This is a genomic window from Pseudomonas sp. GW823-FHT02C05 (genome assembly GCF_058797595.1).
Map to the genome: position 1 here is coordinate 839953 of NZ_JBXAJU010000003.1, position 18774 is coordinate 858726.

Below are 18774 nucleotides of genomic sequence, written 5' to 3' on the forward strand. Positions count from 1 at the left end.
AACGCGGGCCTCTGGCGGTCAGGCGTTGCGGCTCAGCGATGAGTCGCAATCCAGATCAGCAGCCCGGCCTGGAACACCGCAAAGGCCACCAGGCAGGTGATGGTGAAGCGCAGACCGGTGTCCTCGCGCTTGTACTTGGTGACTTTCTCTTCCTGCTTGCGCAGCTTCACTTCCAGTTCTTCAAGATTCTGTTCGGCCTGCTGGAGCATCTGCGCCGCTTCCAGAATCTCCACGAACTGCAGCTTTTCGCTATTCCACTGGCCCAGCAGTTCACCCACCTGGACATCCTTGACGCTGCCCTTGAGGTGCTGGGCATCGGCATACACCACATCGAAACCCTGGGTGCGCAGCACGTGGTCACGACGCAGGCGCGTGTCTTCGTTGAGGGCATCCTTGTTCGCCAGATCGAAGCCGTCGACCCGGTAGTGCGGCCACTTCTTCTGGGCCCACTGCGCTGCCTGGGCCAGCAGGAAACGGCCGATTCCGCGGTTCAGCGGTTCGACCTGCAGGCCGCCTTCGGGCTCGAAGTGCACCCGGCGAGTGTCGTGCTCGACCCACACATCCAGGTGATTCTGTTCCTTGCGCACCCGTTGGCCGGGGAGGCTGATGGTCATGCGCAGCAGGCTGTGCTCTTTGTTGTTGCGTTCGGCATAACCGAACTCGACAAAGCGCAGAGGCCGTCCGCCCGTGGCGCGATCGGTCTGCAAGGGGGCCAGGCGCAGCATCTTATGGTGCTCGGCCTGCACATCGGCCCACGGCAGCGGCGGCGCTTCCGGGGCGGCGGCTTCCTGCTCGGTGGCGGGTGAGTTCGGGGTATCAGTCATAACGGCGAGATCCTGTCCAATCGCTGCGCGCCGACAGCAATTGAACGGCCGGCAAAGGCTTATCGGCCGTTTTTTTCAGGACTGGAGGGCAAAAACAGCCTAACGGGTGTGAAGTCCGTCAATAAAATCGATGATCGCGCTGCCCAGTTCCGCTGCCAGCGGCAATTGCGGGTCCTTGTAGGAGGCCAGCTGGCGCTTGAGGTCATTGGGCACGATGCGCATCACATGGTTCATGCCTTCGATCAGTGCCAGTTGCGCATCCGGTTTGGCGGCCTTGAGGACCCTGGCGTCATCGACGCTGACCTGGATGTCGTTGCTGCCCTGGATGATCAGCGCCGGCATCTTCAGGCGGGCGAAGGCCGCCGCCGGGTCTTCGCGAAACAGGGTGATCAGGTAAGGCTGCACGCTGGGGCGAAAGATGACTTGCAGGGCAGGGGGCACATCCGGGTCGACCTTGCCGGCCTTGAGGCTGTCCAGCAGCTCATTGCTGCGCAGCATCAGCGCCGGTGGCAGGCGGTAGCTCAACTGCTGGCGCAGGATCTGGTCCACCGGGCGGGCGGTTCCGGAGATCGAGATAACGCCTGCGGCATTCAGCTGCGGTGCCGCCAGCGTGGCGATCAGTGCGCCTTCGCTATGCCCCAGGACTATCAGTTGGCCCAGGCGTGGATCGGCCTTGAGCTTGTTGCCCCAGGCCACGGCATCCGCGACATAGGCGTCCAGGGTCAGGTTGCGTTCGTCCGGGGTCGCGGCGAGGCTGGCGGCCACGCCGCGCTTGTCATAACGCACGCTGGCGATGTTGTGCTTGGCCAGTACCCAGGCCAGGCGCTTGAGGCTGTCGTTGCGCCCGCCATCGGGGTTGTTGCCGTCGCGGTCAGTGGGGCCGGAGCCGGAAATGATCAGCACCACCGGCACCGGCTGCTCGGACTTGGGTAGCAGCAGCGAGCCGTACAGCTCACCGTGCCCGGTGTCCAGGCTCACGGGGCGTTGCAGGACGGCCGCATGAACCAGGCCGGTGAACAGGGAAAGGCTCAAGAGAAGAACTCGCAGCATCATCGCGCCATCATGGATAAGGTGCCGGTTTGACTCGGTAACAGGCAGAAGGTTCGAGGATGAACTAGTTGGGTAGCCTGCGTATACTGGCGCACGCGCTAATCCAGATTGAGTTATTTCGGCTGATTTCACGGAGCTCCCTGCATGTCCGGCAATACCTACGGCAAGCTGTTCACTGTCACCACCGCGGGCGAAAGCCATGGTCCGGCGTTGGTCGCCATTGTCGACGGCTGCCCGCCGGGCCTGGAACTGACGCTGGAGGACCTGCAGCGTGACCTGGACCGGCGCAAGCCTGGCACCAGCCGCCACACCACCCAGCGCCAGGAACCCGACGAGGTCGAGATCCTCTCCGGGGTGTTCGAAGGCAAGACCACCGGCTGTTCCATCGGCTTGTTGATCCGCAACACCGATCAGAAGTCCAAGGACTATTCGGCGATCAAGGACCTGTTCCGCCCGGCTCACGCCGACTACAGCTATCACCACAAGTACGGCATCCGCGACTACCGTGGTGGCGGCCGCAGCTCGGCCCGGGAAACCGCCATGCGCGTGGCGGCCGGGGCCATTGCCAAGAAGTACCTGGCCAGCCAGGGCATCGTGATTCGCGGCTACATGAGCCAGCTGGGCCCGATCGAGATTCCCTTCAAGACCTGGGATTCGGTAGAGAACAACGCCTTCTTCAGCCCTGATCCGGACAAGGTTGCGGAACTGGAAGCCTATATGGACCAGTTGCGTCGAGACCAGGATTCGGTCGGAGCGAAGATCACCGTGGTGGCCGAAGGGGTGATGCCGGGCCTGGGCGAGCCGATTTTCGATCGCCTGGACGCCGAGCTGGCCCATGCGCTGATGAGCATCAACGCGGTCAAGGGCGTGGAGATCGGCGCCGGTTTCGCCTGCGTTGCCCAGCGCGGCACCGAGCACCGTGACGAACTGACCCCGCAAGGTTTCCTCAGCAATAACGCCGGCGGCATTCTGGGCGGCATCTCCTCGGGGCAGCCGATCGTCGCTCACCTGGCGCTCAAGCCGACCTCCAGCATTACCACCCCCGGGCGCTCCATCGATATCGACGGCAACCCGGTGGACGTGATCACCAAGGGGCGCCACGACCCGTGCGTGGGCATTCGCGCCACGCCGATCGCCGAGGCGATGATGGCCATCGTGCTGATGGATCACCTGCTGCGCCACCGCGGCCAGAATGCCGACGTGCGCGTCAGCACGCCGGTGCTGGGCCAGCTGTAATGCCGGTCCTGCCAGTCGCCACGGTCTGAAGGCCGTGGCGGCACTTCCCTACTGGCGGCTTTCCAGTTTCTACCTGTTCTATTTCGCGCTGCTGGGCTCGACCGCGCCATTCCTGGCGCTGTATTTCGATCACCTGGGGTTCTCCAGTGCGCGCATCGGCGAACTGGTGGCCATTCCCATGCTCATGCGCTGCGTGGCGCCCAACCTTTGGGGCTGGCTGGGGGACTACACCGGGCGGCGCCTGGCGATCGTGCGTTTTGGTGCGTTCTGCACCCTGGTCTGTTTCTCCCTGATCTTCGTCGACAAGAGCTATGCCTGGCTGGCCATGGTCATGGCCCTGCATGCTTTTTTCTGGCACGCGGTGCTGCCGCAGTTCGAAGTGATCACCCTGGCGCACCTGCAAGGCCAGGCCTCGCGCTACAGCCAGATCCGCCTCTGGGGCTCCATCGGCTTCATTCTTACCGTGGTGGCCCTGGGGCGTTTGTTCGAGTGGTTGAGCCTGGACATCTACCCGGTAGCGCTGGTGGTGATCATGGCGGGCATCGTCCTCAGCAGCCTGTGGGTGCCTAACGCCCAGCCGCGGGTGCAGGGGCCGCGGCACGCCGGGGAGGGTTTTGTCAGGCAACTGCGCAGCCCCGGTGTGCTGGCCTTCTACCTGTGCGTGGCACTGATGCAGATGAGCCACGGCCCCTATTACACCTTCCTGACTCTGCACCTGGAGCGCCTGGGCTATACCCGCGGGGTGATCGGCATGCTCTGGGCCCTGGGTGTGGTGGCCGAAGTGTTGATGTTTCTGGCGATGAGCTGGCTCCTGGCGCGCTTTTCCGTGCGGCGGGTGCTGCTGGCGAGCTTCCTGCTGGCAGCTCTGCGCTGGTTGCTGCTGGGCAGCCTGGCGGAACACCTCGGGGTGCTGTTGTTGGCTCAGGTGCTGCACGCGGCGACCTTCGGCAGTTTCCACGCCGCCGCCATTCATTTTGTGCAGCGCAGTTTCGGTGCCCGCCAGCAAGGCCAGGGCCAGGCGTTGTACGCGGCCCTGGCGGGAACCGGGGGCGCCCTGGGGGCCCTGTATTCGGGTTATAGCTGGAATGCCCTGGGCCCTACATTGACCTTTAGTATTGCCAGCGTCGCAGCCTTGGCCGCAGCCGTTATCATTGCCACCCGCATGCAAGAGGAGTTGCCGTAATGAGCAGCCTGTCCGTCTACCACGTATCCAGTCCGGACCTGCCGAACAAGGTCCTGACCCACTTCGACGATATCGCTGCAACCCTGGCCGAGCAGGGGATTCGTTTCGACCGCTGGCCTGCCACCACGCGTGTTGCACCGGGCACCAGCCAGCAAGAAGTGATATGCGCCTATCAGGAGCAGGTCGATCGCCTGATGACCGAGGGTGGCTACGCCAGCGTGGATGTCATCAGCCTCGATGAAGACCATCCGCGGAAGGCCGAGCTGCGCGCCAGCTTTCTCGATGAGCACCGCCACAGCGAGGATGAAGTACGTTTCTTCGTTGCGGGCCGGGGCCTGTTCAACCTGCACATCGATGACTATGTGTACGCCGTACTGTGCGAAAGGAATGACCTGATCTCGGTGCCGGCGGGCACCGCCCATTGGTTCGACATGGGCGAGCGGCCGAACCTGGTGGCCATCCGCATGTTCAACAACCCCCAGGGCTGGAACGCCAGCCTGACCGGCGACGCGATCGCCAGCCAGTTCCCGCGCCTGGACGATTGAGCGGGGAGCACAACGTCAACGGGCCGGACCCACGCAAGGTGGGGCCGGCCCGGACAGGTGCAGCTCAAGCGGCTTACGCGGAGTGGTAAGTCGGCAGGGCAAAGCGGTTCTGGCTTTGCAGCATGGAGATCTGTGGCAACTCACTGGCCTGTTCGGCCAAGTCCCGACGAATTGCGCTGATGACCCACGACAGTTGGTCGGCGGCGTGCAACTGTGCGTAGGAGATCGAACGCTTGAACTGTTTGCCTTCGCTGTTGCGCAGGGTCAACAGGATGCCACCGTCAGGGCGTGGCTGGGTGGTCACTTCGAAGTTGGAGAACAGGGAAGAAAATTTTTCTTGGATCAGGCTCATGTCTATCAGCTCCGTTAGCTCTTGAAGGGCAAGCGTGGAGTGATAGGTGCAGCGATTGTGCCAGTATCGTTTTTTTAAAATATCCTTTAAAAACAACAACTTATAAAAATCAAAAAAGCGCCTGTTCGTGCAAATTGCATGAATGGCCATCGTGCATCCTGCATTTTGCAGGTCCGCAGGGGTTGTTGGCGGGTGCCGTGGCAGTGTTGTGACCGCGGGCCAGGGTGGAAAATTCAATCGTTGAAGCGGGGACAAGTACGCTGCGTGGGGAGACCGAGGGTAGATACAAAAGTTTGCAAAAACCCCGTGTACAGCGTCGCGAGAGCTGACGTATTTTCCAGCCAGTCACGTTGGTTCAACCTGGCCTCGACGGCCCCGCGAAAGTGGCTTGAACGGCGTTTCTGCGACATGGAATGTGTTGTGGCGCGATCTTGCGATCCCGCCCGACCAATAATAAGAACACAGGACGCTCTCCATGAACCTTTCCTGCGCCTCATCGCCGGTGCTCTTTGCAGCCCTGCGCTTGTCCTGCCTTCATCCCTTGGCGAGAGATATCCACAGCTCCCGCGTGCCGCTCGCCGCACCTTGGATCGCTACCCCCGGTTGAGCCTTGCGCCGCTGTTGCCAACGCCCGGCCGGCCAGGCCCGGGCCCAGATCCTTGCTGTGCAACCGGAGCAACCATGAACAAGCACAAGAGCGACATGATCACCTGGGGCATGATGCTGCGTAAGGTGCCCTCCATTGCCAGGGCACTGCCGCGGGTGGTGCGGGGCATGAAGGCGGGCAATATCGACAACCCGGACCAGCCCTGCGGCCTGGGCTGGAGCTTTGAGCAGGCGACCCTGCGCAACCCCGAGGGGCCGGCCTTGCTGTACGGTGACCGGGTGCTCAGTTATGCACAGGTCAATCAATGGGCCAACCGCATTGCTGCCTACCTGCAGGAGCAGGGCATCGGCAAGGGTGATGTGCTGGCGATCTTCATCGAGAACCGCCCGGAATTGCTGGTCACGGTGCTGGCGGTGGCCAAGCTCGGCGGCATTTGCGCGATGCTCAACACCGCGCAGACCCAGGGCGTGCTGGCGCACAGCCTGGCGTTGGTGAAACCGGCGGCGATCATCCTCGGCGGCGAGCTGCAGGCCGCTTACTCGGCGGTACGCGAGCAGGTGGGCATCGATCCGCAGCGCACCTGGTTCGTGGCCGATCAGGACACCTTTGCCGACCCCGGGCCGACCCCCGAGGGAATGCGCAACCTGATGGCCGAGAGCGTCGGTTACCCATCGGACAACCTGGCGCAGACCCAGCGCATCTTCCTCAACGACCCTTGCTTCTACATCTACACCTCCGGCACCACGGGGTTGCCCAAGGCCGGGATCTTCAAGCATGGTCGCTGGATGCGCACCTCTGCCGGCTTCGGCACCATCGCCCTGGATATGCAGCTCGGCGACGTGGTGTATTGCACCTTGCCGCTGTACCACGCCACCGGTCTGTGCGTGTGCTGGGGCTCGGCGATTACCGGCGCCTCGGGCTTTGCCATCCGCCGCAAATTCAGCGCCAGCCAGTTCTGGGATGACGTGCGCCGTTACAAGGCCACGACCGTGGGTTATGTCGGGGAGTTGTGCCGCTACCTGATCGACCAGCCGGCTTGCGCACGGGATACCGAGCACGGGGTCTCGAAGATGATCGGCAACGGGCTGCGCCCGGGCGTCTGGAGCGAGTTCAAGCAACGTTTCGGCGTCGGTCATATCTGTGAGTTGTATGCCGCCAGTGACGGCAATATCGGTTTCAGCAACATCCTCAACTTCGACAATACCGTGGGCTTTTCCCTGATCCCCTGGGCGCTGGTGGAATACGCCCACGATACTGGTGCGCCACTACGCAACAGCCAGGGCTTCATGCAGAAGGTAGCCAAGGGCGGCCAGGGGCTGCTGCTGGCGAAGATCGACGACAAGGCGCCCCTGGATGGCTACACCGACCCGGAAAAGAACCTCAAGGTGATTCTCAAGGACGTATTCGAGAAGGGCGACTGCTACTTCAACACCGGCGATCTGCTGCGCGATATCGGCTTTGGCCATGTGCAGTTCGTCGACCGGCTGGGAGATACCTATCGCTGGAAGGGCGAGAACGTTTCCACCACCGAGGTGGAGAACGTCCTCCTGGGGCACCCGCAGGTTGCCGAGGTGGTGGCCTATGGGGTCGAGATCCACAACACCAACGGTCGGGCCGGGATGGTGGCGATCACTCCGGCAGAATCCCTGGCGACCCTGGATTTCAGCGAGTTGCTGCAGTTCGCCCGGCAGCAGTTGCCGGCCTACGCAGTGCCGCTGTTCCTGCGGATCAAAGTGAAGATGGACACCACCGGCACCTTCAAGTACCAGAAGAGTCGCCTCAAGGAGCAGGCATTCGATCTGCAGCAAATCGGTGACGAGCCGGTGTATGCCTGGTTGCCGGGCTCGGATACCTACGTGCGGCTGACCCCGCAGATTCTCGCGGACATTCAGGGTGGGCGCCTGCGTTATTGATTCTGCCTATGGTGGCTCTCGGGAAAAAAGGGATGACAGGCTGGCGCCGGCTTGGGGAAACTAGCGCCTTTCCGAATTGCCGAACCTGGAGTTTCCGATGACCGACAAAAGCCGCCAGATGACTGAAGAAGAGGCCGCCCAGTTTGTCGAACAGGTGTTCAACGTGGCCCGCCAGGGCGACGCACAGATGCTCGACAAACTGGCTGCCAGTGGCCTGCCGGTCAACCTGCGCAATCACAAGGGCGACACGCTGCTGATGCTCGCCGCCTATCACGGCCATGTGGACGCGGTGCAGGTGCTGCTCAAGCACCAGGCCGACCCCGAGATCCGCAACGACAACGGCCAGAGCCCGATTGCCGGGGCTGCCTTCAAGGGCGACCTGGCGGTGGTCAAGGCGCTGGTGGAGGGGGGCGCCCAGGTGGAAGGCTCGTCCTTCGACGGACGTACCGCGCTGATGATGGCGGCGATGTTCAACCGCACGGAAATCGTCACCTACCTGATCAGCCAGGGCGCCGACCCCAAGGCCCGCGACAGCAATGGCGTGAGTGCCCTGGAAGCGGCCAAGACCATGGGCGCCATGGATACCACGGCGCAGCTCGAAAAACTCCTGGCCTGAGCCGGCGATGATCGGGGCGTGCAGGCGTCAGGTGCTGCCTGGCGTGATAGCTCGGGCACTTTAGGCTATCCTTCGCGCCCCTTGATTTCCTCGCTTCCAGGATGTGCCCATGAAAACCGCCCTTATCGAACTCATTAGCAAGATCAGCTCCGGGTGCATGGGCGATGCCGAGATCCAGCAGATCGCCGAGGAGGCGAGCCAGGCCTACGCCGACCCTCAGGGATTCCTGGCAGCCAACCCGGATATCAACTACGACGACAGCTTCCCCATTCCCCTGGGGGAATGGGTGGTGGTCGGCAGCCTGCCGGAAACCGTGTTGTTTCAGGCCGATACCTATGTCGACCTGTTCGCCCAGATCGTCGCCTCGTTCGGCAAGGACGTGGCTTTCAACATCAAGCCCAAGCAGTTGGCCAAGATCGAAGCCCTGACGGCCTTGAACCGCATCCAGATCCAGATGGGCAGCATGAACCCGGAAAACGGCGGCTATGTGTTGATGAACTTCAGCCAGTTGCTGGATGACGAGTTGCAGATGGTACTGGTCTACGGCAACGACGTGCCGCGGGTGCTGGAGCTGTGCGCTGAGGTCGGGATCGCCGCAGCGCCGGCCCTGGAGGCCTTGAAGGTCGCCGTTCATGTCTGAAGCCCGAGCGGCTGTGGAATAAAACGGAACCCTGATCCAGCACGGCTATCCTAAAGAGGCACGCCATCATTTAGGGAGCGACACCATGGGTTCCACCTTCAATGGCCTGGTTGGCCTGATCATTCTGGCCCTGGATATCTGGGCCATCATCAACGTACTCAAAAGCGGCGCCGAAACCGGGATGAAGATCCTCTGGGTGCTCTTGATCATTCTCCTGCCGGTGCTGGGGCTGATCATCTGGGCGATCGCCGGGCCGCGAGGCAATGTGCGGCTCTGAAGCTGGAGACGCAGGTTGCACAGGGAAAAGGGCCGTCAGGCCCTTTTTTGTGTGACTAAACATGCGTTGAACGAAATTTTCACAAACGCTCTAAGACAATTCGCCGGCGCTTTTTCCCCGGTATAACTCTCTGCAATCTCTTGTCCCAGAGCCGTTGGCAGTGGGTTTTTCGGTGCTGCCCACTAATCAATGGCAATGCCTTGAGTGATCGTGCAACATTTGCGCACCGCGAATTCCCCCGTCGCCCTGGCGGCAACAAGAGGGCAGAACGCAGCTTTATCTTTGCAACTTAAACTTCCAATGGGTCCTAAAACCACATGGCAAACTCGGATGCCCTGAGTCAGCAGCGATCCTCGAATCGCCTGCTGCAACCGACCGTTAAATCCCATCTGGCCTACACGCTGTTGTGCGCCCTGGTCATGATGGTGATGCTTTCCCTGTTGCGCGTCGCGCTGCTGATCTACAACCGCGAGATGATTCTCGACACTCCGGCCTCGACCTTCCTCGAAGCGTTTGCCAACGGGCTGCGTTTTGACCTGCGGCTGGTGGTCTACCTCAGCGTACCGCTGCTGCTGGCGCTGTTCAGCGCCCGGGCCATGGCGGCTCGCGGGGTGTTGCGCTTCTGGCTGACAGTCACCTCCAGCATCGCGCTGTTCCTCGGCCTGATGGAGATGGACTTCTACCGAGAGTTCCACCAGCGCCTCAACGGCCTGGTCTTCCAGTATGTGAAGGAAGACCCGAAAACCGTGATGAGCATGCTCTGGTACGGCTTCCCGGTGGTCCGCTACCTGCTGGCCTGGGCCGTGGGCACCTGGATCCTGAGCCTGGCATTCAAGGGGGCCGACCGCGCCACCCGGCCCCGCGGCCCGTTCAGCGGCGGCAATGTCGGCACCCGGCAGATTGCCCCCTGGTATGCGCGCATTGCGGTGTTCGTGGTGTGTCTGCTGATCTGCGTGGTTGCAGCCCGTGGCACCCTGCGCCAGGGCCCGCCGATGCGTTGGGGGGACGTCTACACCACCGAATCCAACTTCGCCAACCAGTTGGGCCTCAATGGCACGCTGCAACTGATGGCGGCGGCCAAGGATCGTCTGTCCGAGGACCGCACCAATATCTGGAAGGCCACCTTGCCTCAGCCTCTGGCGCAGCAGACCGTGCGCGACATGCTGCTGGTGCCGAGTGACAAGCTGGTGGATGCCGATATCGCCGCCGTACGCCGCACCTACACGCCGGATGGGGAAAAGACCCTGCCGATCAAGAACGTCGTGGTGATCCTGATGGAAAGCTTCGCCGGGCATTCGGTGGGCGCCCTGGGACGTCCGGGGGAGATCACTCCGTACTTCGACAAACTGTCCAAGGAAGGCCTGCTGTTCGACCGCTTCTTCTCCAACGGCACCCACACCCACCAGGGCATGTTCGCCACCATGGCGTGCTTCCCCAACCTGCCTGGCTTCGAATACCTGATGCAGACCCCGGAAGGCAGCCACAAGCTGTCCGGCCTGCCGCAATTGCTCAGTGCTCGCAACTACGATGACGTGTATGTCTACAACGGCGATTTCGCCTGGGACAACCAGTCGGGGTTCTTCAGCAACCAGGGCATGACCAACTTCATCGGCCGTAACGACTTCGTCAATCCGGTGTTCTCCGACCCGACCTGGGGCGTGTCCGACCAGGACATGTTCAACCGCGGCCTGGAAGAGTTGAAGGCCCGGGAAGGCAAGGGGCCGTTCTATGCCCTGCTGCAGACCCTGTCCAACCACACGCCGTATGCCCTGCCCACGCCTTTGCCGGTGGACAAGGTGACCGACCGCGGCAGCCTCAACGAACACCTGACGGCCATGCGCTACTCCGACTGGGCCCTGGGCCAGTTCTTCGAGAAAGCGCGCAAGGAGCCTTACTTCAAGGAAACCCTGTTCGTGGTAGTGGGCGACCATGGCTTCGGCAACGAGCAGCAGATCACCGAAATGGACCTGGGGCGCTTCAACGTGCCCATGCTGATGATCGCTCCGGGCATCCAGGAAAAGTTCGGCCAGCGTGACCACACCGTGGGCACCCAGATCGACATCGTGCCCACCATCATGGGCCGCCTGGGTGGCGACGTACTGCACCAGTGCTGGGGGCGCGACCTGCTCAACCTGCCGGAAGGCGACAAGGGCTTCGGCGTGATCAAGCCTTCGGGCAGTGACCAGACCGTAGCGCTGCTGACGGCGGACCGGGTGCTGGTACTGCCCAAGGAAATGCCGCCACGGCTGTACAAGTACGAACTGGGTTCGGCACCGGGGGGCGAACTGATCCCGGATTCTGCCGATGAGGCGCAGCTCAAGCAGAAGCTGGAATCCTTCCTGCAGACGGCGACCAAGAGCTTGCTCGACAACACCGCAGGCGTGGTCAACGGGAAACCGGACTAAACGCTGTAGCGCCGGCCCTGTCATGCGGGGTTGGCGCAAGTTGCCCGCGTGAATAAAACACCCCACAAGTGGGGTGTTTTTTATTCGGGCTTATAAAAAGGCGCCGGTGAAGACCGGCGCCTTTTTACGTGCAAACATACTCTGGGGCGAGCAATAAGGGCGTTATATCCTGCCCAGCAGCAAGAGTACCAACAGCACCACCAGCACGACGCCAATGATTCCTGAAGGCCCATAACCCCAGCTTCTGGAGTGCGGGAATACTGGCAGGCCGCCAATCAGCAGCAGAATCAGAATAACGATCAGAATGGTGCCCATGGCTGTTTCCTTATTGGAATAGAGTTGAACAACGCAGTTATTCAAGGACAAGTTCGTTTTAGGGATAAAGCGAACCGCTTAATAAATCCGACTCTGCGCCCATCCAGAAAATTCCAAGTATTTTTAAAGCTTTCCGCTTTCGGTCTTATTTCCTTTGCGCCTGCCCGGAGCAGGGGGGGCGGATGACAGGTCGGGGGCACCGGGCCGGCGGTTTGCCCGGGGCATTCAGCACCCTGATGGTGCGTGGGTGGCGCAGGGGCCTTCGCTACACTGCGGCTCATCTTCCCCGGAACAACAAGGCAACTCTTATGCAAAATCGCATGATGATCACTGGCGCCGGCTCCGGCCTGGGTCGCGAAATCGCTTTGCGCTGGGCCCGCGAGGGCTGGCGGCTGGCCTTGTCCGATGTCAGCGAGGCGGGCCTGCAGGAAACCCTGAAACTGGTGCGTGCAGCCGGTGGTGACGGTTTTGTGCAGCGTTGCGATGTGCGTGACTACAGCCAGTTGACCGCCTTCGCTCAGGCCTGCGAGGTGAAGTTCGGCGGCATCGACATCATCGTCAACAACGCCGGCGTGGCCTCTGGCGGGTTCTTCAGCGAACTGTCGCTGGAGGATTGGGACTGGCAGATCGCGATCAACCTGATGGGGGTGGTCAAGGGCTGCAAGGCCTTCCTGCCGCTGCTGGAGCAGAGCAAGGGCAAGATCATCAATATCGCTTCCATGGCGGCCTTGATGCAGGGCCCGGCCATGAGCAACTACAACGTGGCCAAGGCCGGAGTGGTGGCGCTTTCCGAGAGCCTGTTGATCGAGCTCGCGCAGCAGGAAATCGGCGTGCATGTGGTCTGCCCGTCGTTCTTCCAGACCAACCTGCTGGACTCCTTCCGGGGGCCGACCCCGGCCATGAAGGCCCAGGTGGGCAAGTTGCTGGAAAACTCGCCGATCACCGCCGCCGAGATCGCCGACTACATCCATGCCCAGGTCGATGCCGGCCAGTTCATGATCCTGCCCCATGAGCAGGGCCGTATGGCCTGGGCCCTGAAGCAGAAAAATCCCCAGGCGCTGTACGACGAAATGACCCTGATGGCCGACAAGATGCGCGCCAAGGCCAAGCAAAGCGCCAGTTGAGCTTGCCCAATCCCCCTGGGCGTCGTTAGGGTTGCCGGCATCCGACAATCCTGACGAGTTCCTGCATGCTCAATTACCTGTGGTTCTTCCTCGCCGCGCTGTTTGAAATCGCCGGCTGCTATGCGTTCTGGATGTGGCTGCGTCAGGGCAAGAGTGCCTTGTGGGTGATTCCCGCGCTGGTCAGCCTGACCCTGTTCGCCCTGTTGCTGACCAAGGTCGAGGCCACCTACGCCGGGCGCGCCTATGCCGCCTACGGAGGCATCTATATCGTCGCTTCGATTGGCTGGCTGGCAGTGGTGGAGCGGGTACGGCCCCTGGGTTCGGATTGGCTGGGGCTGGCGCTGTGCGTGATCGGGGCCAGTGTGATTCTGTTCGGCCCGCGCTTTTCCAATGGCTGAATAACCCGGCCCAGAGAAGCTGGGCCGGGGGCAGGGTCAGTCGAACAGCTCCTTGGGCACATCGTGCTTGAGCATCAGTTGGCACTGTTCGCTGTCCGGATCGAAGACGATTACCGCCTGGCCCTTGGTCAAGGCCTGGCGCACCCGCAGCACACGGGTCTCCAGGGGCGTTTCATCACCGTTGTCGGTGCCCTCGCGGGTCACGAAGTCCTCGATCAGGCGGGTCAGGGTGTCGACTTCAAGTTGGTCGTGGGGAATCAGCATGGGGGCCTCCGGCAAACAATCCGGGATCCTACTGCGCCCGGGGCCGTGCCGCCAGCCACGGCGTGCACAAACTCCGGGGCGGGTTCAGGATTTCTGCCCCACCAGGCTGTCCACCGAGGGCACCCGGGTATCGCTTTCCATTTGTGCATCGTGCTCCAGTTGATGGCTGAAGCTGTCCAGTGAGCCCTGGGCCGGTTGCGCGTCGCTGGCAAATACCGGCGGGCTGAGGATGTAGGCCCCCAGCAGGCGGCTGAGTGCCGCCAGGCTGTCGATATGAGTGCGCTCATAGCCGTGGGTGGCGTCGCAACCGAATGCCAGCAGCGCAGTGCGGATGTCGTGGCCGGCGGTGACCGCCGAATGGGCGTCGCTGAAGTAGTAGCGGAACAGGTCGCGACGTACCGGCAACTCGTGTTCGCCGGCCAGGCGCAGCAGGTGGCGGGACAAGTGATAGTCGTAGGGGCCACCGGAGTCCTGCATGGCCACGCTCACCGCATGTTCGCTGGAGTGCTGGCCCGGGGCGACCGGGGCAATGTCGATGCCGACGAACTCGCTGACGTCCCAGGGCAGGGCCGCTGCCGCACCACTGCCGGTTTCTTCGGTGATGGTGAATAGCGGATGGCAGTCGATCATCAGCGGCTCGCCGCTGTCGACTATGGCCTTGAGCGCGGCCAGCAGCGCGGCGACACCAGCCTTGTCGTCCAGGTGCCGGGCGCTGATATGGCCGCTTTCGGTGAACTCGGGCAAGGGGTCGAAGGCAACAAAGTCACCCACGCCTATCCCCAGGGATTCGCAGTCGGCGCGGGTGGTGCAGTAGGCATCCAGGCGCAGCTCGATGTGGTCCCAACTGATGGGCAGTTCGTCCACCGCGGTGTTGAAGGCGTGCCCGGAGGCCATCAGCGGCAGGACGCTGCCGCGCAACACGCCGTTGTCGGTGAACAGGCTGACCCGGCTGCCCTCGGCAAAGCGGCTGGACCAGCAGCCCACCGGGGCCAGGGTCAGGCGGCCGTTGTCCTTCACCGCGCGCACGCTGGCGCCAATGGTGTCCAGGTGCGCCGAGACGGCCCGGTCCGGGCTGTTCTTCTGGCCCTTGAGGGTGGCGCGAATGGTGCCACGACGGGTCAGCTCGAAGGGGATGCCCAGTTCTTCAAGGCGTTCGGCGACATAGCGCACGATGGTGTCGGTAAAGCCGGTGGGGCTGGGAATGGCGAGCATTTCCAGGAGGACTTTCTGCAGGTAGGCGAGGTCGGGTTCGGGAATCTTGCGGGTCATGGAAACTCCTGATGAGAAACGGCCATCGATGGTTTCGATGAGGGCATGGATGCAGGGCCAGGGGGCGCCTTCGCTGCCAAGCCAGCTCCTACCAGTGAGGGTAGGAGCCGGCTTGCCGGCGAAGGATTACGGCGCCGGTTGGCTGTGGGGAAACAGCAGGTCGACAAAACGTTCGGCGGTGGGTTGCGGTTCGTGATTGGCCAACCCGGCGCGTTCGTTGGCTTCGATGAACACGTACTCGGGCTGATCCGCCGCCGGCACCATCAGGTCCAGGCCCACCACGGGAATGTCCAGGGCACGGGCTGCGCGGATGGCGGCGTCGGCCAGGGTCGGATGAAGGATGCCGGTGACGTCTTCCAGAGTGCCGCCGGTGTGCAGGTTGGCGGTGCGCCGTACAAACAGCCGCTCCCCGGCGGCCAGTACGCTGTTGTAGTCGTAGCCGGAGGCGTGCAGGGTGCGCTGGGTCTCCTGGTCCAGGGGGATTTTGCTCTCGCCGCCGGTGGCCGCCTGGCGGCGACGGCTGCGGGCTTCGATCAGCGCGCCGATGGAGTGCTGACCATCACCGATGATTTCCGCGGGACGGCGGATAGCCGCTGCCACCACTTCAAAGCCGATCACCAGGATGCGCAGGTCCAGGCCTTCGTGGAAGCTTTCCAGCAATACCCGGCTGTCAAAGCGGCGGGCGTGGTCGATGGCCTTTTGCACCTCTTCGATGGTCCGCAGGTCCACCGCCACGCCTTGTCCCTGCTCGCCATCCAGGGGCTTGACCACCACCCGCTGGTGCTCGTCGAGAAAGCCCAGGTTGTCATCGGCGTTGCCCGCCAGTTGCTGCGCCGGCAGGTTCAAGCCCGCACCCTTGAGCACCTTGTGGGTCAGGCTCTTGTCCTGGCACAGGCTCATGCTGATGGCGCTGGTGAGATCGCTCAGCGATTCCCGGCAGCGTACCCGGCGACCGCCGTGGCTGAGGGTGAACAGCCCGGCGTCGGCGTCATCCACCTGAACATCGATGCCCCGGCGATGTGCTTCCTCGACGATGATCCGCGCATAGGGGTTGAACTCCGCCTGGGGCCCGGGGCCGAGGAACAGCGGCTGGTTGATGCCGTTCTTGCGCTTGATGGCGAAGGTCGACAGGGTGCGAAACCCGAGTTTGGCGTAGAGGTTCTTGGCCTGGCGGTTGTCGTGCAGCACCGACAGGTCGAGGTAGCTCAGGCCGCGGCTCATGAAGTGTTCGATCAGGTGGCGCACCAGCACTTCGCCGACGCCCGGGCGACTGCAGTCGGGGTCCACTGCCAGGCACCAGAGGCTGCTGCCGTGTTCCGGGTCCTGGTAGGCCTTGTGGTGATTGAGGCCCATGACGCTGCCGATCACCGCGCCGCTGTCTTCGTCCTCGGCCAGCCAGTACACCGGCCCGCCCTGATGGCGCGGGGTCAGCAGTTGCGGGTCGATGGGCAGCATGCCGCGGGCCTGGTACAGCTGGTTGATGGCTTGCCAGTCGGCTTCGCTCTGGGCGCGACGGATGCGGAAACCGCGAAATACCCGAGTGGCCTGGCGGTAATCGCTGAACCACAGGCGCAGGGTATCGGAAGGGTCGAGGAACAGTTGCGCCGGTTCCAGCCCCAGCACTTGTTGTGGCGCCGCCACATACAGAGCGATGTCGCGTTCGCCAGGTCGCTCGTTGAGCAACTCCCCGGCCAGGCTGGTGGGGTCGGGAAAGGTATGGCCGATCAGCAGGCGGCCCCAACCGCAATGTACCGCGATCGGTTCGCACCCGGGTTCGCTGCCGTCTTCGGCGAAGCGCGCCTGCAGGCGTTCATAGGACGGCGCCTGGCCGCGCAGCAGGCGTTGGCTGTAAGCCGTGGCGTGAGCTTTCATCGGTCAGATTCCTTGTTCGCTGAGCCACAGGTTCAATGCCGCCAGTTGCCACAGCTTGGAGCCGCGCAAGGGCGTCAACTGGCCCTGGGGATCGGTCAGCAGGCGGTCGAGCATGGCCGGCTTGAACAGGCCGCGATCCTGGCTCGGGTCCAGCAGCAGTTCGCGTACCCAGTCCAGGGTCGCGCCCTGCAAGTGCTTGAGGCCCGGCACCGGGAAGTAGCCTTTCTTGCGGTCGATCACCTCGCTGGGGATCACCAGCCGCGCAGCTTCCTTGAGCACCTGCTTGCCGCCGTCCGGCAACTTGAAGCGCGCAGGCACCCGGGCCGAAAGCTCCACCAGGCGGTAGTCGAGGAACGGCGTGCGCGCCTCCAGGCCCCAGGCCATGGTCATGTTATCCACACGCTTGACCGGGTCATCCACCAGCATCACCGTGCTGTCCAGGCGCAGGGCCTTATCCACAGCTGCGTCGGCGCCGGGCTGGGCGAAATGCTCGCGGACAAAATCCCCAGCGGCATCGTTGGCGGTCAGCCACTGCGGTTGTACGGTGGCCGCGTAGTCGTCGTAGCTGCGGTCGAAGAAGGCCGCACGGTAGGCCGCGTAGGGGTCGCTGGCGCCGTCCACCTGCGGGTACCAGTGGTAGCCGGCAAAGAGTTCGTCGGCGCCCTGGCCGCTTTGCACTACCTTGCAGTGCTTGGCCACTTCCCGGGACAGCAGGTAGAAAGCGATGCAGTCGTGGCTGACCATCGGCTCGCTCATGGCCCGAAAGGCCGCGGGCAACTGTTCGATGATTTCACGTTCATCGATGCGCAACTGGTGATGCCGGGTGCCGTAGTGCCGGGCAATCAGGTCGGAGTACTGGAACTCGTCGCCCCGCTCGCCACCGGCGTCCTCGAAGCCGATGGAGAAGGTCGACAGGTTGTCCACCCCGACCTCTCGCAGCAGGCCCACCAGCAAGCTGGAGTCGACACCGCCGGACAGCAGCACGCCCACATCCACTGCTGCCCGTTGGCGGATGGCCACCGCTTCGCGGGTGCTGTCCAGCACCCGGTCACGCCAGTCTTCCAGCGTCAGGTTGGTTTCGTCGGCACGGGGGCCGTAGGGCAGGGTCCACCAGGTCTGCTGCTCGGTGCGGCCGTCGGCCTCGATACGCATCCAGGTGGCCGGCGGCAGTTTTTCGATGCCTGCCAGCAGGGTTCGCGGTGCTGGCACCACGGCATGGAAGTTCAGGTAGTGGTTGAGCGCCACGGGGTCGAGCAACGGGTTGATGTCGCCACCTTTGAGCAACGCCGGCAGGGCCGAGGCGAAGCGCAGGCGCTGGCCGGTGCGCGACAGGTACAGCGGCTTGACCCCGAGGCGGTCGCGGGCGATGAACAGGCGCTGGGCATCGCGCTCCCAGATGGCGAAGGCGAACATGCCGTTGAGCTTGGGCAGCAGGTCCGCGCCCCAGGCGTGGTAGCCCTTGAGCAACACCTCAGTGTCGCCGCCGGAATAGAAGGCATAACCCTTGGCTTCCAGTTCGGCGCGCAGTTCGGGGAAGTTGTAGATCGCGCCATTGAAGGCCAGGGACAGGCCCAGTTGGTTGTCGACCATGGGCTGCGCCGAGCCGTCCGAAAGGTCCATGATTTTCAACCGTCGATGGCCGAGGGCAATCGGGCCCTGGCTGTGAAAGCCCCAGGCGTCCGGCCCGCGAGGGGCCAGGTGGTGGGTGATTCGTTCAACCGCTGCCAGGTCGGCAGGTTGATGATCAAAGCGTAATTCGCCAGCTAGTCCGCACATAAGTCCTTACCGGTTTTTCCGTTGGGGAGAGTCAATCTGCCGCCGTCAAAAGGGCGGCTACCTGGAAACTGACCTGTGCGTAACTCGGGAGTTTTAGATCGATCGGTT

The 18774-nt window shown here is 62.9% G+C and carries 18 protein-coding genes; 10 read left to right on the forward strand and 8 right to left on the reverse strand.

What is annotated here, in order from left to right; translation table 11 throughout:
• Nucleotides 1-32 precede the first annotated feature (32 nt).
• Nucleotides 33-824 (reverse strand): hypothetical protein, encoded by a 792-nt coding sequence (locus AC1RGE_RS20315; RefSeq protein WP_011062620.1) that lies wholly within the window; start codon nucleotides 822-824, stop codon nucleotides 33-35.
• Nucleotides 825-923: 99 nt separating this feature from the next.
• On the reverse strand, nucleotides 924-1877 hold the full coding sequence (locus AC1RGE_RS20320) for an alpha/beta hydrolase (protein ID WP_015636592.1): 954 nt from the start codon (nucleotides 1875-1877) through the stop codon (nucleotides 924-926).
• 141 nt (nucleotides 1878-2018) lie between these two features.
• Between AC1RGE_RS20320 and aroC the strand changes: the two genes are divergently transcribed.
• From aroC to AC1RGE_RS20335, 3 genes are read left to right on the forward strand one after another with little or no spacing between them, the layout of a single operon-like run.
• A complete protein-coding gene (gene aroC / locus AC1RGE_RS20325; protein WP_011062618.1) occupies nucleotides 2019-3110 on the forward strand; it encodes a chorismate synthase in 1092 nt (363 codons plus the stop codon).
• A gap of 34 nt (nucleotides 3111-3144) precedes the next feature.
• Nucleotides 3145-4293 carry an MFS transporter gene (locus AC1RGE_RS20330; protein WP_011062617.1) on the forward strand — a complete coding sequence of 383 codons (1149 nt, stop codon included), beginning with the start codon at nucleotides 3145-3147 and terminating at the stop codon, nucleotides 4291-4293.
• Nucleotides 4293-4838, forward strand: coding sequence for a 1,2-dihydroxy-3-keto-5-methylthiopentene dioxygenase (locus AC1RGE_RS20335; RefSeq protein WP_011062616.1), 546 nt, complete (start codon nucleotides 4293-4295; stop codon nucleotides 4836-4838). Before AC1RGE_RS20330 ends, AC1RGE_RS20335 begins: the two co-directional genes overlap by 1 nt.
• 73 nt (nucleotides 4839-4911) lie before the next feature.
• Here AC1RGE_RS20335 and AC1RGE_RS20340 read toward each other — a convergent pair whose 3' ends face one another.
• Nucleotides 4912-5190 carry a DUF3509 domain-containing protein gene (locus tag AC1RGE_RS20340; RefSeq protein ID WP_019093389.1) on the reverse strand — a complete coding sequence of 93 codons (279 nt, stop codon included), beginning with the start codon at nucleotides 5188-5190 and terminating at the stop codon, nucleotides 4912-4914.
• A gap of 681 nt (nucleotides 5191-5871) precedes the next feature.
• Here AC1RGE_RS20340 and AC1RGE_RS20345 point away from each other — a divergent pair.
• The 5 genes from AC1RGE_RS20345 to AC1RGE_RS20365 all read left to right on the forward strand — a co-directional run bounded on the left by AC1RGE_RS20345 (nucleotide 5872) and on the right by AC1RGE_RS20365 (nucleotide 11648).
• Entirely contained in the window at nucleotides 5872-7710 is a 1839-nt protein-coding gene (locus AC1RGE_RS20345; protein ID WP_492584900.1) for a long-chain-acyl-CoA synthetase, read from the forward strand.
• A 97-nt stretch (nucleotides 7711-7807) separates the two neighbouring features.
• On the forward strand, nucleotides 7808-8326 hold the full coding sequence (locus AC1RGE_RS20350; RefSeq protein ID WP_011062613.1) for an ankyrin repeat domain-containing protein: 519 nt from the start codon (nucleotides 7808-7810) through the stop codon (nucleotides 8324-8326).
• A gap of 109 nt (nucleotides 8327-8435) precedes the next feature.
• Nucleotides 8436-8966: a hypothetical protein gene (locus AC1RGE_RS20355; RefSeq protein WP_011062612.1), complete on the forward strand. Its 531-nt coding sequence runs from the start codon at nucleotides 8436-8438 to the stop codon at nucleotides 8964-8966.
• 85 nt (nucleotides 8967-9051) lie between these two features.
• On the forward strand, nucleotides 9052-9243 hold the full coding sequence (locus AC1RGE_RS20360; protein WP_011062611.1) for a PLDc N-terminal domain-containing protein: 192 nt from the start codon (nucleotides 9052-9054) through the stop codon (nucleotides 9241-9243).
• A 317-nt stretch (nucleotides 9244-9560) separates the two neighbouring features.
• Complete coding sequence (locus tag AC1RGE_RS20365) at nucleotides 9561-11648, forward strand: LTA synthase family protein (protein ID WP_011062610.1); 2088 nt, start codon at nucleotides 9561-9563, stop codon at nucleotides 11646-11648.
• A gap of 162 nt (nucleotides 11649-11810) precedes the next feature.
• On the opposite strand, the gene AC1RGE_RS20370 is transcribed toward AC1RGE_RS20365, so the two are convergent.
• Nucleotides 11811-11963, reverse strand: a complete 153-nt coding sequence (locus AC1RGE_RS20370; RefSeq protein ID WP_007945780.1) for a DUF3309 family protein — start codon at nucleotides 11961-11963, stop codon at nucleotides 11811-11813.
• Nucleotides 11964-12271: 308 nt separating this feature from the next.
• On the opposite strand from AC1RGE_RS20370, the gene AC1RGE_RS20375 reads away from it, so the two are divergent.
• Together AC1RGE_RS20375 and AC1RGE_RS20380 are read left to right on the forward strand one after the other, a co-directional pair.
• Complete coding sequence (locus AC1RGE_RS20375) at nucleotides 12272-13087, forward strand: SDR family oxidoreductase (RefSeq protein WP_011062608.1); 816 nt, start codon at nucleotides 12272-12274, stop codon at nucleotides 13085-13087.
• Between the two features lie 65 nt (nucleotides 13088-13152).
• Entirely contained in the window at nucleotides 13153-13485 is a 333-nt protein-coding gene (locus tag AC1RGE_RS20380; RefSeq protein WP_011062607.1) for a YnfA family protein, read from the forward strand.
• A 36-nt stretch (nucleotides 13486-13521) separates the two neighbouring features.
• Here AC1RGE_RS20380 and AC1RGE_RS20385 read toward each other — a convergent pair whose 3' ends face one another.
• From AC1RGE_RS20385 to AC1RGE_RS20400, 4 genes are all read right to left on the reverse strand, one after another.
• Nucleotides 13522-13749: a YheU family protein gene (locus AC1RGE_RS20385; protein ID WP_011062606.1), complete on the reverse strand. Its 228-nt coding sequence runs from the start codon at nucleotides 13747-13749 to the stop codon at nucleotides 13522-13524.
• An 84-nt stretch (nucleotides 13750-13833) separates the two neighbouring features.
• On the reverse strand, nucleotides 13834-15018 hold the full coding sequence (locus AC1RGE_RS20390; RefSeq protein WP_492584901.1) for an osmoprotectant NAGGN system M42 family peptidase: 1185 nt from the start codon (nucleotides 15016-15018) through the stop codon (nucleotides 13834-13836).
• Between the two features lie 126 nt (nucleotides 15019-15144).
• The gene (gene ngg, locus AC1RGE_RS20395) at nucleotides 15145-16890 is read right to left on the reverse strand and encodes an N-acetylglutaminylglutamine synthetase (RefSeq protein WP_019093387.1); all 1746 of its coding nucleotides are present in this window, start codon (nucleotides 16888-16890) and stop codon (nucleotides 15145-15147) included.
• Nucleotides 16891-16893: 3 nt separating this feature from the next.
• The gene (locus AC1RGE_RS20400; RefSeq protein ID WP_011062603.1) at nucleotides 16894-18666 is read right to left on the reverse strand and encodes an N-acetylglutaminylglutamine amidotransferase; all 1773 of its coding nucleotides are present in this window, start codon (nucleotides 18664-18666) and stop codon (nucleotides 16894-16896) included.
• Nucleotides 18667-18774: the final 108 nt, after the last annotated feature.

Coding starts and splice junctions, on each gene's coding strand:
- AC1RGE_RS20315 (WP_011062620.1), bottom strand. CDS start 824: ATGACTGATACCCCGAACTCACCCGCCACCGAGCAGGAAGCCGCCGCC.
- AC1RGE_RS20320 (WP_015636592.1), bottom strand. CDS start 1,877: ATGATGCTGCGAGTTCTTCTCTTGAGCCTTTCCCTGTTCACCGGCCTG.
- aroC (WP_011062618.1), top strand. CDS start 2,019: ATGTCCGGCAATACCTACGGCAAGCTGTTCACTGTCACCACCGCGGGC.
- AC1RGE_RS20335 (WP_011062616.1), top strand. CDS start 4,293: ATGAGCAGCCTGTCCGTCTACCACGTATCCAGTCCGGACCTGCCGAAC.
- AC1RGE_RS20340 (WP_019093389.1), bottom strand. CDS start 5,190: ATGAGCCTGATCCAAGAAAAATTTTCTTCCCTGTTCTCCAACTTCGAA.
- AC1RGE_RS20345 (WP_492584900.1), top strand. CDS start 5,872: ATGAACAAGCACAAGAGCGACATGATCACCTGGGGCATGATGCTGCGT.
- AC1RGE_RS20350 (WP_011062613.1), top strand. CDS start 7,808: ATGACCGACAAAAGCCGCCAGATGACTGAAGAAGAGGCCGCCCAGTTT.
- AC1RGE_RS20355 (WP_011062612.1), top strand. CDS start 8,436: ATGAAAACCGCCCTTATCGAACTCATTAGCAAGATCAGCTCCGGGTGC.
- AC1RGE_RS20360 (WP_011062611.1), top strand. CDS start 9,052: ATGGGTTCCACCTTCAATGGCCTGGTTGGCCTGATCATTCTGGCCCTG.
- AC1RGE_RS20365 (WP_011062610.1), top strand. CDS start 9,561: ATGGCAAACTCGGATGCCCTGAGTCAGCAGCGATCCTCGAATCGCCTG.
- AC1RGE_RS20370 (WP_007945780.1), bottom strand. CDS start 11,963: ATGGGCACCATTCTGATCGTTATTCTGATTCTGCTGCTGATTGGCGGC.
- AC1RGE_RS20375 (WP_011062608.1), top strand. CDS start 12,272: ATGCAAAATCGCATGATGATCACTGGCGCCGGCTCCGGCCTGGGTCGC.
- AC1RGE_RS20380 (WP_011062607.1), top strand. CDS start 13,153: ATGCTCAATTACCTGTGGTTCTTCCTCGCCGCGCTGTTTGAAATCGCC.
- AC1RGE_RS20385 (WP_011062606.1), bottom strand. CDS start 13,749: ATGCTGATTCCCCACGACCAACTTGAAGTCGACACCCTGACCCGCCTG.
- AC1RGE_RS20390 (WP_492584901.1), bottom strand. CDS start 15,018: ATGACCCGCAAGATTCCCGAACCCGACCTCGCCTACCTGCAGAAAGTC.
- ngg (WP_019093387.1), bottom strand. CDS start 16,890: ATGAAAGCTCACGCCACGGCTTACAGCCAACGCCTGCTGCGCGGCCAG.
- AC1RGE_RS20400 (WP_011062603.1), bottom strand. CDS start 18,666: ATGTGCGGACTAGCTGGCGAATTACGCTTTGATCATCAACCTGCCGAC.